The 15,996-nt window shown below is 68.8% G+C and carries 13 protein-coding genes; 9 read left to right on the forward strand and 4 right to left on the reverse strand.

Annotated elements, in window-relative coordinates; genetic code table 11:
- Window position 1 precedes the first annotated feature (1 nt).
- Window positions 2-1,807, reverse strand: a complete 1,806-nt coding sequence (locus CRT60_RS15190) for a sensor domain-containing phosphodiesterase (RefSeq protein WP_244592514.1) — start codon at window positions 1,805-1,807, stop codon at window positions 2-4.
- 144 nt (window positions 1,808-1,951) lie between these two features.
- On the reverse strand, window positions 1,952-2,488 hold the full coding sequence (locus CRT60_RS15195; protein ID WP_098737296.1) for a GAF domain-containing protein: 537 nt from the start codon (window positions 2,486-2,488) through the stop codon (window positions 1,952-1,954).
- Window positions 2,489-2,948: 460 nt separating this feature from the next.
- On the opposite strand from CRT60_RS15195, the gene CRT60_RS15200 reads away from it, so the two are divergent.
- The 9 genes from CRT60_RS15200 to iolB all read left to right on the forward strand — a co-directional run bounded on the left by CRT60_RS15200 (window position 2,949) and on the right by iolB (window position 15,388).
- Window positions 2,949-4,091, forward strand: a complete 1,143-nt coding sequence (locus CRT60_RS15200; protein WP_098737298.1) for an HlyD family secretion protein — start codon at window positions 2,949-2,951, stop codon at window positions 4,089-4,091.
- Complete coding sequence (locus CRT60_RS15205; protein ID WP_098737300.1) at window positions 4,088-5,692, forward strand: DHA2 family efflux MFS transporter permease subunit; 1,605 nt, start codon at window positions 4,088-4,090, stop codon at window positions 5,690-5,692. Before CRT60_RS15200 ends, CRT60_RS15205 begins: the two co-directional genes overlap by 4 nt.
- Window positions 5,693-5,784: 92 nt before the next feature.
- Window positions 5,785-6,825, forward strand: coding sequence for a LacI family DNA-binding transcriptional regulator (locus tag CRT60_RS15210; protein ID WP_098737302.1), 1,041 nt, complete (start codon window positions 5,785-5,787; stop codon window positions 6,823-6,825).
- 248 nt (window positions 6,826-7,073) lie between these two features.
- The gene (locus CRT60_RS15215; RefSeq protein WP_098737304.1) at window positions 7,074-8,084 is read left to right on the forward strand and encodes a Gfo/Idh/MocA family protein; all 1,011 of its coding nucleotides are present in this window, start codon (window positions 7,074-7,076) and stop codon (window positions 8,082-8,084) included.
- Between the two features lie 98 nt (window positions 8,085-8,182).
- Window positions 8,183-10,114, forward strand: coding sequence for a bifunctional 5-dehydro-2-deoxygluconokinase/5-dehydro-2-deoxyphosphogluconate aldolase (locus CRT60_RS15220; protein WP_098737306.1), 1,932 nt, complete (start codon window positions 8,183-8,185; stop codon window positions 10,112-10,114).
- A gap of 59 nt (window positions 10,115-10,173) precedes the next feature.
- A complete protein-coding gene (gene iolD, locus CRT60_RS15225) occupies window positions 10,174-12,015 on the forward strand; it encodes a 3D-(3,5/4)-trihydroxycyclohexane-1,2-dione acylhydrolase (decyclizing) (protein ID WP_167421720.1) in 1,842 nt (613 codons plus the stop codon).
- Between the two features lie 56 nt (window positions 12,016-12,071).
- The gene (gene iolE, locus CRT60_RS15230) at window positions 12,072-12,962 is read left to right on the forward strand and encodes a myo-inosose-2 dehydratase (RefSeq protein ID WP_098737308.1); all 891 of its coding nucleotides are present in this window, start codon (window positions 12,072-12,074) and stop codon (window positions 12,960-12,962) included.
- Between the two features lie 8 nt (window positions 12,963-12,970).
- The gene (locus CRT60_RS15235; protein ID WP_098737872.1) at window positions 12,971-14,476 is read left to right on the forward strand and encodes a CoA-acylating methylmalonate-semialdehyde dehydrogenase; all 1,506 of its coding nucleotides are present in this window, start codon (window positions 12,971-12,973) and stop codon (window positions 14,474-14,476) included.
- 102 nt (window positions 14,477-14,578) lie between these two features.
- Window positions 14,579-15,388 carry a 5-deoxy-glucuronate isomerase gene (gene iolB, locus CRT60_RS15240; protein ID WP_098737309.1) on the forward strand — a complete coding sequence of 270 codons (810 nt, stop codon included), beginning with the start codon at window positions 14,579-14,581 and terminating at the stop codon, window positions 15,386-15,388.
- A 115-nt stretch (window positions 15,389-15,503) separates the two neighbouring features.
- On the opposite strand, the gene CRT60_RS15245 is transcribed toward iolB, so the two are convergent.
- Together CRT60_RS15245 and CRT60_RS15250 are read right to left on the reverse strand one after the other, a co-directional pair.
- Window positions 15,504-15,749: a hypothetical protein gene (locus CRT60_RS15245; protein WP_098737311.1), complete on the reverse strand. Its 246-nt coding sequence runs from the start codon at window positions 15,747-15,749 to the stop codon at window positions 15,504-15,506.
- 41 nt (window positions 15,750-15,790) lie between these two features.
- A partial coding sequence (locus CRT60_RS15250; RefSeq protein WP_143273307.1) for a hypothetical protein occupies window positions 15,791-15,996 on the reverse strand: 206 nt, incomplete at its 5' end.

Below are 15,996 nucleotides of genomic sequence, written 5' to 3' on the forward strand. Positions count from 1 at the left end.
GTCAGACCGGCACGGCGGCGGGACGGAAGGCGCCCGCCGCCAGCCAGTCTTCGAAGGCCGCCGGTGCCAGCGGCCGGGAAATCAGATAGCCCTGGCCGAAGTCGCAGCCATGGAGGCGCAGCCAGTCATAGGCCTCATCCGTCTCCACCCCTTCGGCGACGACCAGATATCCCAGGTCATGGGCAAGGTCGATGGTCGAGCGGACCATGATCTGGTCGCTGCGCTCATGGGCGATGGAACGGATGAAACGCTGGTCGATCTTCACCGCCGTCGCCGGGATGTCCTTCAGGTAGGACAGGGCGCTCTGGCCGGTGCCGAAATCGTCGATCTCCACCGCGATGCCCAGGCGGCGCAGGCGAAGAAGCTGGCGGTCGACTTCCGCCCGGTCGGTCATCAGGGCGCTTTCCGTCACCTCGAAATCGATCCAGTCCGCCTGCACGTCATGGCGGTCCAGCAGCGCCTCGACCCGGTCGGCGAAGTCGCCGCTGCCGAGATCCAGCATCGAGATGTTGATCGACACCGGCAGGGCGATGCCGCGCCGGTGCCAGCGCGCCACCTGGGTCAGGACCGCGCCGATCACCCATTCGGTCAGCGGGCGCACCAGCGCCGTGCGTTCGGCCAGCGGGACGAATTCGGCGGGCGAGATCGGCCCCAGCTCCGGATGGGTCCAGCGCAGCAGCGCCTCCGCCCCGATGCAGCGGTCGGTGCGCAGATCGACCTTCGGCTGATAAGCCATGTGCAGCTGGTCCTGCCCGTCCATCGCCTCGGTCAGGCTGCGCAGCAGCAGGAAGGCACGGTGGGCGGCGCGGTCCTGCTCCTCGTCATAGGCGCACCAGGGTTTCTGCGTCTCCAGCGACTGGTGGGCGGCGCTGGAGGCGGCCCGCAGCAATTCCACACTTTCCGTCGCGATGTCCGACCGATGCACGAAGCCGATGCCGGCGGAGGTGGCGATCGGCACGCCCTGATACTGGAAGGGGCTGCGGATCGCCGAGCTGATGCGGTCCAGCGTGGCAGCCAGATCGTCGTCGCCATCGGACAGCAGGATGAAGGCGAAGCGGGCCGGCGACAGATGGTAGAGCCGTGTGCGGCCCGGCAGGCAGGCGGCGATGCGGCGGGCGCAATCGACCTCGAACGCGTCGGCGCAGACCTGCCCCAGCACCCGGGTCAGCTCGGCATATTGCTGTGACGCCGCGGCATCGATCACCACCGCCGTTCCCGGCACCGAGGCCAGGGCGTCGGCGTCGGCCAGGAAGCGGAAGCGGTTCGACAGCGAGGTGACCGGATGCAGGTAGCCGACGGCGCGCCGCGCCTCGATATGCGCCATCGTCATCGCCGACAGGTCGCGCAGCGCCTCCTCCTCCTCCGGGGTCAGCGCCGCGCGCGGCTGGTCGTCGATCACGCAGATGGTGCCGAGCGCCAGCCCGTCCGCCGTGCGCAGCGGAGCGCCGGCATAGAAGCGGATGTTGGGATCGCCGGTCACCAGCGGATTGTCGGCAAAGCGCTCGTCCTGCCGGGCGTCGCCGACCACGAGCAGGGCGTCAGTCTCCAGCGCATGGGCGCAGAAGGCATGTTCGCGCGGCGTCTCCTGCACCGGCAGCCCGACCCGCGACTTGAACCATTGGCGGTCGCGGTCGACCAGAGAGATCAGCGCCACCGGCACCTTCAGCAGCTTGGCGGCCAGACGCGTGATCTGGTCGAAGGCGGCCTCCGCCGGCGTGTCGAGCAGCTCGTAGCGCTGGAGCATCGCCAGCCGGTCCTCTTCGCGGGCCGGGATCGGCGCCAGGGGCTTCGCCGTCGCGGGCGTCATCTCGGTTTTCATCCTGCTCCCGGCACTCTCGTCTTCAAGCAATTCCGGCACCGATCCTGCCGACAAGTCCATCGAAGCGCCAATGACAATGGTGCAATGCGGCATGGAAACAATCGTCGGTCTCAAGGCCGGTTGCCGTCCGTCCTACCGCTGCTCGATTGCCGCCAGCGCGGTTACGGTCAGTTGTGCCAGCACCATGCGGTCCACCATGCCGAAGCTGCGCGGCGCCGTGTCGATCAGGCAGACGGAGCCGAGCGCCAGCCCCTGCCGGTTGATGATCGGGGCGCCGGCATAGAAGCGGATGTACGGCTCGCCCAGCACCAGCGGGTTGTCGGAAAAGCGCGGATCCTCGGCGGCATCCTCCACCACCATCGGCAGGCTCTGGCGGATGGTGAAGTCGCAGAAGGCGACGTCGCGCGGCGTTTCCGGCACGGGCAGCCCGCGGCGCGCCTTGAACCATTGCCGGTCGGCGTCCAGCAGCGACACCAGCGCGATGGGCACGCGGAAATGGTCGCAGGCCCAGGACACCAGATCGTCGAAGGCGGGCTCCGGCTCGCTGTCCAGCAGTCCGGTGCGGCGTAGCGCCTCCAGCCTCGCCGCCTCGTCATCGACCGGGGCGGCGAGACGGTGGATGGTCTGCGGGGCGGTCCCGCTGGCGATGGTCTCCTTCAGAAGCGTCATGGGCTCGGCTCCGCGGTCGTGTTGGAAGGGCTGGCGGCCCGGCGATGACGCAATTCCGTCAGGAAACAAATAATTCGTCGGGACATTGGATATGATGATTGCCGTGACTTGCGCGTGGACTCCTTCTTTTTACGCATGGGACGGAACTTGGATCTGTTGGCTTCCATATTATTTCGGAAGGCATAGTCATAGCCAATGTTATGATTGCCTGATGAATCGGTGGTTGCCCGTCTTCATGGCAGCCCGCGCCGTCCGGCCCCGGCCATCCACCTGTGGCATGGCTGTTCTGCGGCGCCCTCCGCCGGCTTTCTGCCAAGCCTGTGCAACGATCTTGTGGTTCCGGTGTTTCGCGCTGGGGAGCGGGGACGCTCCCATGCGAAAAGGGAGCGGGGACGCTCCCGTGCGGCAACGACCGGGCCCTTGCTGATCGCCCGGCATTTCGGTCAGGAGCGTCATAACCATGCCGGACGACCAGCAGCGCAGGGACGTCGTCGATCTCACCGGACGGGAGGTGGACAGCCAGGCCGGGCGCAGCGAGCGCGGACAGCCGGCCGCGGGCGACGGCCGCAAGACGCCGGGCTTCATCCGCCGTCATCCGATTGCGATCCTCGCCGGGCTGGTGGCGGTCGCCCTGCTGGCGGTGGCCGGCTACATCTATTGGCAGCGCAACATCCACCCCTATGAGTCGACCGACGACGCCTTCATCGACACCCGCCAGTTCCCGGTGGCGGCGAAGGTGGGCGGCTATGTGACGGAGGTGGCGGTCGGCGACAACCGGCATGTCAATGCCGGCGACCTGCTGTTCCGCATCGACACGCGCGACTATCGGACCTCGCTGGATCAGGCGCAGGCGCAGATCGACTCCGCCCAGGCGGCGATCACCGGCTACGACGCCCAGATCGACGCCCAGCGCGCCCAGATCGAGCAGGCCAAGGCGGAGGTTTCGCAGGCCGAGGCCGCCGTCGGCTTTGCCAAGGAGGATGCTGCGCGTTACCGCGACCTGCAATCCCGCGGTGCCGGAACGGTGCAGCAGGCGCAGCAGTCCACCGCCACCCTGCAGGAACAGCAGGGCAAGCTGACCAGCGCCAACGCCGCGGTGATCGCCGCCGAAAGGCAGGTCGGGGCGCTCCAGGCGCAGCGGACCAGCGCCGTGGCCGATCTGGCGCGGGCGAAGGCGCAGCTGGCCCAGGCCCAGTTGAACCTGTCCTACACCACCGTCACCGCCGCGCAGCCCGGCCGGGTGGTGCAGCTGAGCGGGGCGGTCGGCCAGTTCGCCCAGGCCGGCCAGAGCCTTGCCATCTTCGTTCCCGACGACATCTGGGTCACCGCCAACTTCAAGGAGACCCAGATCACCGACATGCGGCCGGGCCAGCCGGTGGACATCAAGATCGACGCCTATCCCGGCCGCAAGGTCACCGGCCATGTCGACAGCGTGCAGCCGGGCTCCGGCACCGCCTTTTCCCTGCTGCCGGCCGAGAATGCCACCGGCAACTATGTGAAGGTGGTGCAGCGCATTCCCGTGAAGATCGTCGTCGACCAATGGCCGGACGGCGTCTCCATCGGCCCCGGCATGTCAGTGGTGCCGCGGGTGACGGTGCGATGAGCGCCGCTGCCGAAGGCGCGGGGCCAGAGGGAGGGGCGGGCGGCTTCGATGCGTCGCAGAGTGCCGCGGGCGGCCGCAACCCGTGGCTGATCGCCGTGGTGGTGTCCATCGCCACCTTCATGGAGGTGCTGGACACCACCATCGCCAACGTCGCCTTGCGCTACATTTCCGGCACGCTGGCGGTCAGCGCCGACGAGGCGTCGTGGGTCGTCACCTCCTACCTCGTGGCCAACGCCATCGTGCTGACGGCCAGCAGCTTCATCGCCAAGCGCTATGGCCGCAAGCGCTTCTATCTGGCCTGCCTGGGGCTGTTCACCGTCAGCTCGCTGGCCTGCGGCTTCGCCTGGAATCTGGAATCGCTCCTGCTGTTCCGGGTGCTCCAGGGCTTTGCCGGCGGCGGCATGGTGCCGATTTCGCAGTCGATCCTGGCCGATAGCTTTCCGCCGGCCAAGCGCGGGCAGGCCTTCGCCATCTTCGGCATCGCCGTGGTGGTGGCGCCGGTGGTCGGGCCGACGCTGGGCGGCTGGCTGTCGGACAATCTGTCCTGGCACTGGTGCTTCCTGATCAACGGGCCGGTCGGGGTGATGGCCTTCGCGCTGGTCAGCTTTCTGGTGCAGGAACCGAAATCCGCCATCGAGGAGCGCCGGCGGCTGAAGCGCCAGGGCATCCGCATGGATGTGGTCGGCTTCCTGCTGGTGGCGACCTTCCTGGGCTCGCTGGAGGTGGTGCTCGACCGCGGCCAGACCGACGACTGGTTCGCGTCGGGTTTCATCATCGCCTTCGCCATCATCTGCGTGGCGTCCTTCTGCCTGATGATTCCGTGGGAGATGACGCGGGCAAACCCGATCCTCGACCTGCGGATGGTGGCGACGCGGCAGTTCGGCTCCTGCTTCCTGGTGATGATGGCGACCGGCGCCATCCTGATCGCGACGACCCAGTTCCTGCCGGAGCTTCTCCAGCAATATTACGGCTTCACCGCCACCTGGGCCGGCCTTGCCCTGTCGCCCGGCGGCATGGTGACCATGGTGATGATGCTGGTCGTCGGCCGGCTCGCCGGGCGGATCCAGCCGAAATACCTGATCGCCACCGGCGCCACCATCGTGGCGCTGGCGATGTGGGACCTGACGCGGCTGAACCCGGACTCGACCTTCTGGTTCTTCGCCTGGTCGCGCATCTATATCGGCATCGGCCTGCCGCTGATCTTCATCCCGATCACCACGGCCTCCTACGACGGCATCCCGCGCGACAAGACCGATCAGGCCTCCGCCCTCATCAATGTCGCGCGCAATGTCGGCGGCTCCATCGGCGTGTCGATCGCCCAGAATGTGCTGGCCTTCCGCGAGCAGTTCCACCACAGCCGTCTGGCCGAGCATATCGTGCCGTCCAACCCGGCCTATCAGCGGACCATGGAGCAGGCGACCAACTACTTCTCCATGGCCGGCGGCGAGGCGGGCGCGCGGGAGCGGGCGATGGCCTTCATCGGCCAGCAGGTGCAGATGCAGACCGCCTACTGGTCCTACATCGACGTGTTCTTCGCGCTGATGCTGATCTCCGCCTCGGCGGTGCCGCTTGCCCTGATCCTGCGCACCGTGAAGCGCTGACCGGCAAGCGGCCGTGCAAGGGTCTCTCATTCCCTCATGCTTCGTGATAGACAGCGCCGGTTCCCTCCCCTGACCGGATGAGCTGTCCGTCCATGAAGAGCCCGACGAAGCGCCCGACGATTTCCGACCTCGCCAAGGCGGCGGGCGTCAGCGTCGCCACCATCGACCGGCTGCTGAACGGGCGGCACCCCGTGCGGGAGGAGACCGCCCGCCGCATCTTCGAGGCGGCGACCGACATCGGCTTCCACGGTGCCAACGCCATCCGCCAGCGCACCCTGGCGCAGCAGCCCGACTACCATCTCGGCTTCATCCTTCAAAAGGAGCGCCACGCCTTCTATCAGGAGTTCGCGGCGCGGATCGAGGAGGTGGTGCGCAGCCATCCAGACCGGCGGCTGCGCGCCACCATCCGCTTCGTCCAATCGACATCCCCGGCCGAACTGGCCGAGCTGATCCGCGGCATGAAGGGGAAGGTGAGGGCGGTCGCGGTGACCGGCATCGACCATCACGACGCCACCGCCGCGGTGGCCGAACTGAAGGCCGCCGGCATCCCCACCTTTTCGCTGCTGTCCGACTTCGCCCAGGGCGTGCGGGAAGGCTACATCGGCACCAACAACCTGAAGGCCGGCCGCACCGCGGCGTGGCTGATGTCGAAGATCGCGCGGGGGCCGGGGCGCATCGCCGTCTTCATCGGCGCCTTCCGCTATCACGGCCATGCCCTGCGCGAGACCGGATTCCGCAGCTATTTCCGCGAGTTCGCGCCCGAGTTCACCCTGACGGACAGCATCGTCAACGTCGAGACGCGCCAGCTGACCTACGAGGCGACGCTCGGCCTGCTGGACCGGCACGACGATGTCGTCGGCATCTATGTGGCGGGCGGCGGCATGGAGGGCGCCATCGCCGCCTTGCGCGAGGTCCGCCGGCCGGACGAGGTGACCTGCATCGTCCACGAGCTGACGCCGGAATCGAGGCGGGGGCTGCTCGACCGCCATGTGTCGGTGGTGATGGCGACGCCGTTGCCGGCGCTCTGCACCGACCTGATCGAGATGATGGTCCACAGCATCGAACACGGCATGGCGGAAAATCCCGGCCAGCGCTTCCTTCCCGCCCAGCTGTGGACGCCGGAGAGCCTGTAAGGAAAAGCCTGTAGGGGAAGCCTTCTGGCGCCATGATGGAAAACCATCATAGCGTGCTGCAAATTCTCTCATGTTTGACGGTCGTCCGGCCGGCAGGCGCGTTGACCGGACCGTGCGCGATGGTGAATGCTTCCCCTGCCAATCAAGAGCGAAAACGGCAATCGACCCCGGTGAACCGCCCGGGCGCGGCGCGCAGGACTGCGCGCGTGGCCCCGCTCGCCCACCGAACGACAGGAGGCTTTGGAAACATGACCGTCAGAATCGGCATCATCGGCACCGGTGCCATCGGCCGCGACCATGCCCGTCGCATCGAGCAGGTGCTGGCCGGCGGCAAGATCGTCGCCCTGACCGACGTCAACCGCGGGTCCGCCGAGGCGGTGCGGGCCGACATCGCCCCCGATGCCGAGATCTTTGAGACCGGCGAGGAGCTGATCGCCTCGCCGCTGGTCGATGCGGTTCTGGTCACCTCCTGGGGCGCCAGCCACGAGCAGTATGTGCTGGCCGCCATCGCCGCCGGGAAGCCCTGCTTCTGCGAAAAGCCGCTCGCCACCACCGCCGACGGCGCCAGGCGCATCGTCGATGCCGAGGTGGCGCACGGCAAACGTCTGGTCCAGGTCGGCTTCATGCGCCGCTACGATGCCGGCTACATCGCGCTGAAGGAGGCGGTGACCAGCCGCACCGGCGCGCCGATCATGGTCCATGCCGCCCACCGCAACCCGACGGTGCCCCAGCATTACGTCACGCCGATGGCGATCCACGACACGCTGATCCACGAGATCGACGTGTTCCGCTGGCTGCTGGACGACGATTACGTTTCCGCCCGCGTGATCTTCCCGCGCCGCGCCGCCCGCAGCCATGGCAAGCTGCGTGACCCGCAGGTCGTGGTGCTGGAGACGGCGAAGGGCGTCGTCATCGACGTCGAGATCTTCGTGAACTGCCACTATGGCTACGACATCCAGTGCGAGGTGGTGGGCGAGGACGGCATCGCCCGCCTGCCGGAGCCGATGGCGGTGCAGATGCGCCTGAACGCCAGCCTGCAGAACCCGATCCTGACCGATTGGAAAGATCGTTTCATCGCCTCTTATGACGTGGAACTTCAGGACTTCCTGAAGGCCGCCTCCCAGGGCACCGCAACCGGCCCGACCTGCTGGGACGGCTATGTCGCCGCCATCACCTCGGATGCCTGCGTCACCGCGCAGGACCGCGAGGGCGAGGCCGTCGCCATCACGCTGCCCAGCCGTCCGGCGCTCTACAGCTGAACAGACCGCCGACCGGCCGCCTGTCCGGCGCACGGGTCCGCCGGTCCGTATCCAACGCCATCGCCAATCCGACGACCGGATTACAGCGGAGCTGACCCATGCCAACCCAACGCGGTCAAACCGAGCGCGAACTCGACGTCATTTCCATCGGCCGCTCCTCCGTCGACCTCTATGGCGAACAGGTCGGCGGCCGGCTGGAGGACATGCAGAGCTTCGCCAAATATGTCGGCGGTTGCCCCACCAACATCGCGGTCGGGACATCGCGCCTCGGCCTGCGCTCGGCCCTGTTGACCCGCGTCGGCGACGAGCATATGGGGCGTTTCATCCGCGAACAGCTGGTCCGCGAAGGCGTCGACACCCGCAGCGTCATCACCGACCCGGAGCGCCTGACGGCCCTGGTCATCCTGGGCATCCGCGACAAGAAGACCTTCCCGCTGATCTTCTACCGCGAGAACTGCGCCGACATGGCGATCTGCGAGGAGGATGTCCGGGAAGACTTCATCGCCTCGGCCAAGGCCGTGGTGGTCAGCGGCACCCATTTCTCCACCCCCACCACCGAAGCGGCCATGCGCAAGGCGATGCGGCTGGCGCGCGAGACCGGCACAAAGGTGGTGTTCGACATCGATTACCGCCCGGTGCTGTGGAAGCTGACCGGCCATGGCTTGGGGGAGGAGCGCTTCGTCGCCGACGGCGGCGTCTCCGCCCTGTTGCAGACCATCCTGCCGGGCTGCGACCTGATCGTCGGCACGGAAGAGGAATTCCACATCGCCGGCGGCAGCACCGACACGCTGGCGGCGCTGCGCCGGGTCCGCGAGCTGACCGGCGCGACGCTGGTGTGCAAGCGCGGCCCGATGGGCTGCGTCGTCTTCCCCGGTGCCATTCCCGACAGCCTGGAACTGGGCATCCGCGGTCCCGGCTTCCCGGTCGAGGTCTACAATGTGCTGGGGGCCGGCGACGCCTTCATGTCGGGCTTCCTGCGCGGCTGGCTGCGCGACCGTCCGCTGGAGGAGTGTTGCGCCTTCGCCAACGCCTGCGGCGCCTTCGCGGTGTCGCGCCACGGCTGCGCGCCCGCCATCCCGACCTGGACGGAGCTGTCCTGTTTCCTTGAAAACGGCAGCCCGACGCCGCGGCTGCGCGAGGATGCCCGCCTCTCGCACATCCACTGGGCGACCACCCGGCGCCGCGACTGGCCGGAGGTGATGGCCTTCGCCATCGACCACCGCGCCCAGCTGGAGGCGATGGCGGCACGGCTGGGCGCCGACCCGGCGCGCATCGCGGCCTTCAAGCTGCTGGCTTTACAGGCGGCACAGCGGGCCTCCGACGGGCGCGACGGCTTCGGCATGCTGCTGGACGGCATCCATGGCCAGGACGCGCTGGACGCGCTGACCGGCACCGGCGCCTGGATCGGCCGCCCGGTGGAACTGCCGGGCTCGCGCCCGCTGCGCTTCGAGGGCTGCCCCGACATCGCCGTGACCATCCGCGAATGGCCGGCCGAGCATGTGGTGAAGTGCCTCGCCTTCTACCACCCGGACGACGGGGAGGCGCTGCGCAGCGAGCAGGAGCATCGGATCCAGACCCTGTTCGCCGCCTGCCGCGCCACCGGGCACGAGCTTCTGCTGGAGATCATCCCGCCGCGCGGCATGCCGGCCGGCGACGACACCATCTCCCGCGCGCTGGAGCGCTTCTACGGGCTCGGCATTTATCCCGACTGGTGGAAGCTGCCGTCGCCGGCCAGCCAGGAAGCCTGGAACAGCATTGCCGGCACCATCGACCGCCATGACCCGCTGTGCCGCGGCGTGCTGATCCTCGGCCTCGACGCGCCGGAGGAGGAGCTGAAGGCCGGGCTGGCGCTGGCCGCCCGCCAGCCGGTCTGCAAGGGCTTTGCCGTCGGCCGCACCCTGTTCGGCAGCGCCGCCGAGGCGTGGCTGGCCGGCAGCATCGACGACGCGGCGGCGGTCGCGGCGATGGAGGCCGCCTATGGCCGGCTGATCGCCTTCTGGCAGGAACAGCGCAGCCGCCACGCCGCCTGATCTTCAAGCCATCATCAAGAACAACAGGGGCCGTCCCGCCCCGGTAGGGAGAAGCCATCATGGACAGCGTGCGCCTCACCGTCGCCCAGGCCGTCGTCCGCTATCTCAGCGCCCAGTATGTCGAGATCGACGGCCAGGAGCTGCCGCTGTTCGCCGGTGTCTGGGCGATCTTCGGCCACGGCAACGTGGCGGGCATGGGCGAGGCGCTGCATGCCGCCCGCGACCTGCTGCCGACCTACCGCGCCCACAACGAGCAGGGGATGGCGCATGCCGCCATCGCCTATGCCAAGGCGCAAGGACGGCGCCGCATGATGGCCTGCACCACCTCCATCGGGCCGGGTGCGGTCAACATGGTGACGGCGGCGGCGCTGGCCCATGTCAACCGCCTGCCGGTGCTGCTGCTGCCCGGCGACGTCTTCGCCACCCGCGCCCCCGACCCGGTGTTGCAGCAGGTCGAGCGCTTCGAGGACGCCACCGTCAGTGCCAACGACTGCTTCCGCCCGGTGTCGCGCTTCTGGGACCGCATCACCCGCCCCGAACAGCTGATGCCCAGCCTGCGCCGCGCCATCCAGGTGCTGACCGATCCGGTGGAGTGCGGGCCGGTGACGCTCTGCCTGCCGCAGGACGTGCAGGCCGAAGCCCATGACTTCCCGCTTTCCGTCTTCGAGCGCACCGTCCGCCGCACCCGCCGGCCGGAGCCCGACCGCGACGAGCTGGCGGCGGTGACGGAGGCGCTGCGCGGCGCGAAGAAGCCGCTGATCGTCGCCGGGGGCGGCGTGTTCTACAGCGGCGCCTGCGACGCGCTGGCCGGCTTCGCCAAACGCCGCGGCATCCCGGTGGCGGAAACCCAGGCCGGCAAGGGCGCCCTGGCCTGGGACCATCCCTGCAACGTCGGCGCCATCGGCGTCACCGGATCCAGCGCCGCCAACGAGCTGGCGGCGGAGGCCGATCTGGTGCTGGCGGTCGGCACCCGGCTCGCCGACTTCACCACCGCCTCCTGGACAATCTTCGCCAACCGCGGCGCCCGCCTCGCCGGGCTGAACGTCGCCGCCTTCGACGCGGTGAAGGGCGACGCCCTGCCGTTGGTCGCCGACGCCGGGCGCGGTCTGGCGGCCCTCGACGCCGGGCTCGGCGACTGGTCGGCGCCGCTGTCCTGGCAGGCTTTGGCGCAGGAGCGCACCGCGGTGTGGACCCGCGTCGTCGACCGGGTGACCGCCGATGCCGGGCTCGACCTGCCGACCGACGCCCAGGTGCTGGGGGCGGTCAACCGCGCCGCCGGCCGCGACGGCACAATCGTCTGCGCTGCCGGCGGCCTGCCGGGCGAACTGCACAAGCTGTGGCGCAGCGGCCGGCCCGGCGGCTACCATCTGGAATACGGCTTCTCCTGCATGGGCTACGAGATCGCCGGCGGGCTGGGCGTCAAGATGGCCTGCCCGGACCGCGAGACCTTCGTCATGGTCGGCGACGGCAGCTACATGATGCTGAATTCCGAACTGGCCGTGTCGGTGGCGATGAAGCGCAAGCTGATCGTCGTGCTGCTCGACAACCGCGGCTATGGCTGCATCAACCGGCTGCAGAACGCCTGCGGCGGCGCGCCCTTCAACAATCTGCTGCGCGACACCCATTATGAGACCCTGCCCGACATCGACTTCGCCGGCCATCTGCGTGCGCTGGGCGCGGTGACCGAGAAGGTGACGGGCGTTGCCCAATTGGAACAGGCGCTGGAGCGCGCCAAGGCCTCCCCCGTCACCTACGCCATCGTCATCGACACCGACCCGCTGCCCTCCACCCGGGACGGCGGGGCGTGGTGGGACGTGCCGGTGCCGGAACTCTCGACCCGTCCCGAGGTCGCGGCGGCCCGTGAACGCTACGTCGCCAGCAAGGCCCGCCAGCGCCGCTGACCGAGACCCTCTTCCCCAATTCCCCCAATCTTCTTCCGTCTTGGGAGCATCCGATCATGACCGTTCGTCTCGGCGTCAACCCGATCGCCTGGAGCAACGACGATATGCTTGAGCTGGGCGGGGCGACGCCGCTGGAGCAGTGCCTTGCCGAAGGGCGCGAAGCCGGCTTCGAGGGCTTCGAGCTTGGCAACAAATTCCCGCGCGATGCCGCCGTGCTGCGCCCGATCCTCGACGGTTACGGCCTGTCGCTGGTGTCCGGCTGGTACAGCGCCGGCCTGCTGGAGCGAACCGTCGCCGAGGAGATCGAGGCGGTGCAGCCTCACTTGGCGCTGCTGAAGGCGATGGGCTGCCCGGTGATGGTGGTGGCCGAGACGACCGGCTGCGTCCATGGGTCCCGCGGCACGCCGCTGTCCCGGCGTCCGACGCTGGAGACCGGCCAGTGGGCGGAGTTCGGCCGCCGCATGGCGGCGTTCGGCGACTACCTGCGCGACCAGGGCACGCCGCTCGCCTACCATTACCACATGGGCACGGTGGTGGAGACGCCCGACGAGATCGACCGCTTCGCCGAGGTCACCGGCGACAGCGTCGGCATCCTGCTCGACACCGGCCACCTGACCTTCGCCGGCGGCAACCCGCTGGACCTCATCGCCAAATGGGGCCGCCGCATCAACCATGTCCATTGCAAGGACGTGCGCGCCGACGTGCTGGCGCGGGCCAAGGCGGCCGACAGCAGCTTCCTCGACGCCGTGATCGACGGGGTGTTCACCGTGCCGGGCGACGGCTGCGTCGATTTCCCTGCCGTGCTGAAGGCGCTGAAGGAGGCGGACTATCGCGGCCAGTGGCTGGTGATCGAGGCGGAGCAGGACCCCGCCAAAGCCCATCCCCTGACCTACGTCACCAAGGGCCGCCAGCATCTGAGCGCGCTCGTCGCGGAATACGGCCTGTGAGCATCCAAATGACCAACATCGTTCCGCATTTCATCGATGGCGCGCCGGTCGGCGGCACCAGCGGCCGTCTCGGCGACGTCTACAACCCGGCGACCGGCCGCAACAGCGCCAAGGTGCCGCTGGCGACCGCGGCGGAGGTCGACCGCGCCGTCGCCGCCGCCCGCGCCGCCTTCCCGGCATGGTCGGCCGCCACGCCCCTGCGCCGCGCCCGGGTGATGTTCGCCTTCAAGCAGCTGCTGGAACAGAACGCCGGCCGGCTCGCCAGCCTGATCACCGCCGAGCATGGCAAGGTCCACTCCGACGCGCTGGGCGAGGTGGCGCGCGGGCTGGAGGTGGTGGAGTTCGCCTGCGGCGGACCGCATCTGCTGAAGGGCGAGGTGGCGGAGAATGTCGGCACCCGCATCGACAGCCACTCGCTGCGCCAGCCGCTGGGCGTCGTCGCCGGCATCACGCCGTTCAACTTCCCGGCCATGGTGCCGATGTGGATGTTCCCGGTGGCCATTGCCTGCGGCAACTGCTTCATCCTGAAGCCATCGGAACGGGTGCCGAGTGCGGCCCTGTTCATGGCGGAGCTGCTGACGCAGGCCGGGCTGCCCGACGGCGTGTTCAACGTCGTCCATGGCGACAAGGTGGCGGTCGATGCGCTGCTGAGCCATCCCGACGTGAAGGCGGTCAGCTTCGTCGGCTCGACCCCCATCGCCCAGTACATCTATGCCACCGGTGCCGCCAACGGCAAGCGGGTGCAGGCACTGGGCGGGGCCAAGAACCACATGGTCATCATGCCCGACGCCGACCTCGACCAGGCGGTGGACGCGCTGATGGGGGCGGCCTACGGCTCGGCCGGCGAACGCTGCATGGCGATCTCGGTCGCCGTGCCGGTGACGGAGGCGGTGGCCGACGCGCTGGTCGAGCGGCTGGCCGAGCGGGTTCACGCCCTGAAGATCGGTCCCGGCACCGACCCGTCGGCGGAGATGGGGCCGCTGGTCACCCGCCAGCACCGCGACAAGGTGCGCGGCTACATCGACCTCGGCATCGAGGAGGGCGCCAAGCTGGTGGTCGACGGCCGCCGGGTCGAAATCGCCGATCCGGAGTGCGGCGACGGCTATTTCATCGGCGGCACGCTGTTCGACCACGTCACGCCGGAGATGCGGATCTACAGGGAGGAGATCTTCGGCCCGGTGCTGGCGGTGGTGCGGGTTCCCGACTACCGCACGGCGGTCGATCTGATCAACGCACACGAGTTCGGCAACGGCACCGCCATCTTCACCCGCGACGGCGACACCGCGCGCGCCTTCGGGGCGGAGATCGAGGTCGGCATGGTCGGCGTCAATGTGCCGATCCCGGTGCCGATGGCCTTCCACAGCTTCGGCGGCTGGAAGCGCTCGCTGTTCGGTGACCATCACATGCATGGGCCGGAGGGCGTGCGCTTCTACACCCGGCTGAAGACCATCACCAGCCGCTGGCCGACCGGCATCCGGTCCGGCGCCGACTTCGTGATGCCAACGATGACGTGAGCGGGAACGTATGATCCTTAACTGTCCGCGTCCGCATCCACCGCGGCTTCGCCAGGGGGCGGGGACGCATCGCGAGACCATCCGGCACCACAGAGGGCGACCATGAGCAAGCTTCTGCTGCGCAACCACGCACCGGACCCGGCCGGCCGGGTGCACCATGTCACGCCCGAATCGGCGGGCTGGTCGTGCATCGGCTTCGACCTCTACCGCCTGGAGGCGGGCATGACCGTTTCCGGCGAGGATGCGGACCGCGAGACCTGTCTGGTCTTCGTCGCCGGGCGCGGCGCGGCGATGGCCGGCGACCGGGAGTGGGCGGAGCTTGGCGACCGCATGTCGCCCTTCGAGGACAAGCGTCCCTACGCGATCTACCTGCCGCAGGGCACGCCGTGGCGGGTGCGGGCCACCACCGCGCTGGAACTGGCGGTCTGCACCGCTCCCGGCCTGAACGGCGGGCTGCCGGTGCGGCTGATCCGTCCGGAGGATGTCGGCGCCTCGGTCCGCGGGCAGGGCAGCAACACCCGCCATGTCTTCGACATCCTGCCTGAATCGCAGCCGGCCGACAGTCTTCTGGTGGTGGAGGTCATCACGCCGGCCGGCAACTGGTCCAGCTATCCGCCGCACAAGCACGACAGCGACGACGGCACGGCGGAAACCCAGCTGGAGGAGACCTATTACCACCGCATCGACCCGCCGCAGGGCTTCGCCTTCCAGCGCGTCTACACCGACGACCGCTCGCTGGACGAGGCGATGGCGGTGGAGAACGGCGACCTCGTCATGGTCCCGCGCGGCTACCACCCGGTCGGTGCCGCCCACGGCTACACCGGCTATTATCTGAACGTGATGGCCGGCCCCCGCCGCGCCTGGCATTTCAACACCGCCCCGGAACACCGCTGGCTGCTGGCCCCGGTCTGACCGGGGGAGCGGCGGTCAAGGTCCCTGCACAGAAAAGCCCCCGTCCGGCAGTCCGGACGGGAGCTTCAGGTGATCCGCCGCCGGACCTTGCCGGCCGGCGACGGCGTGTTTCGCCTCAGAGGTCGCCGAGCGACCGGTCGATCTCCCACACCAGCCGGTCGGCCAGCTTGATCGAGCGGGCGAGGTCGGCGGGGCACATCCCCAGGCCGGGGTCCTCGACCACCGGGAAGCTCTCCGCCTTGTCGAGTCCCAGGCCCTTGGCGGTGACCAGCACCTCGTAGCTGCGGTTGTCCTCGTTGAACATGCATTCGGTCTCGAAGCCGCGGGCATCGCTTTCGGCCCACATGATCGCTTTGCTCATGGTCTCGTATCCTGATGTAAGAGGTTCGTTATCTGGCGAGTTTACTTGGCGAGCGCCGCGTCCTTGCGGGCGGCGGACTTGCCGGCAGGCTTGACCTCGACCGGTGCGGCGTCCTGGGCCGACGGCTCGACATAGGCGCGGCCGTAATAGCTGTCGATCAGCAGCTGCCGGATCTCGGCGACCAGCGGATAGCGCGGGTTGGCGCCGGTGCACTGGTCATCGAACGCCGCTTCGGCAATCGCATCGA

It is taken from the genome of Azospirillum palustre, assembly GCF_002573965.1.
Classification (GTDB): domain Bacteria; phylum Pseudomonadota; class Alphaproteobacteria; order Azospirillales; family Azospirillaceae; genus Azospirillum; species Azospirillum palustre.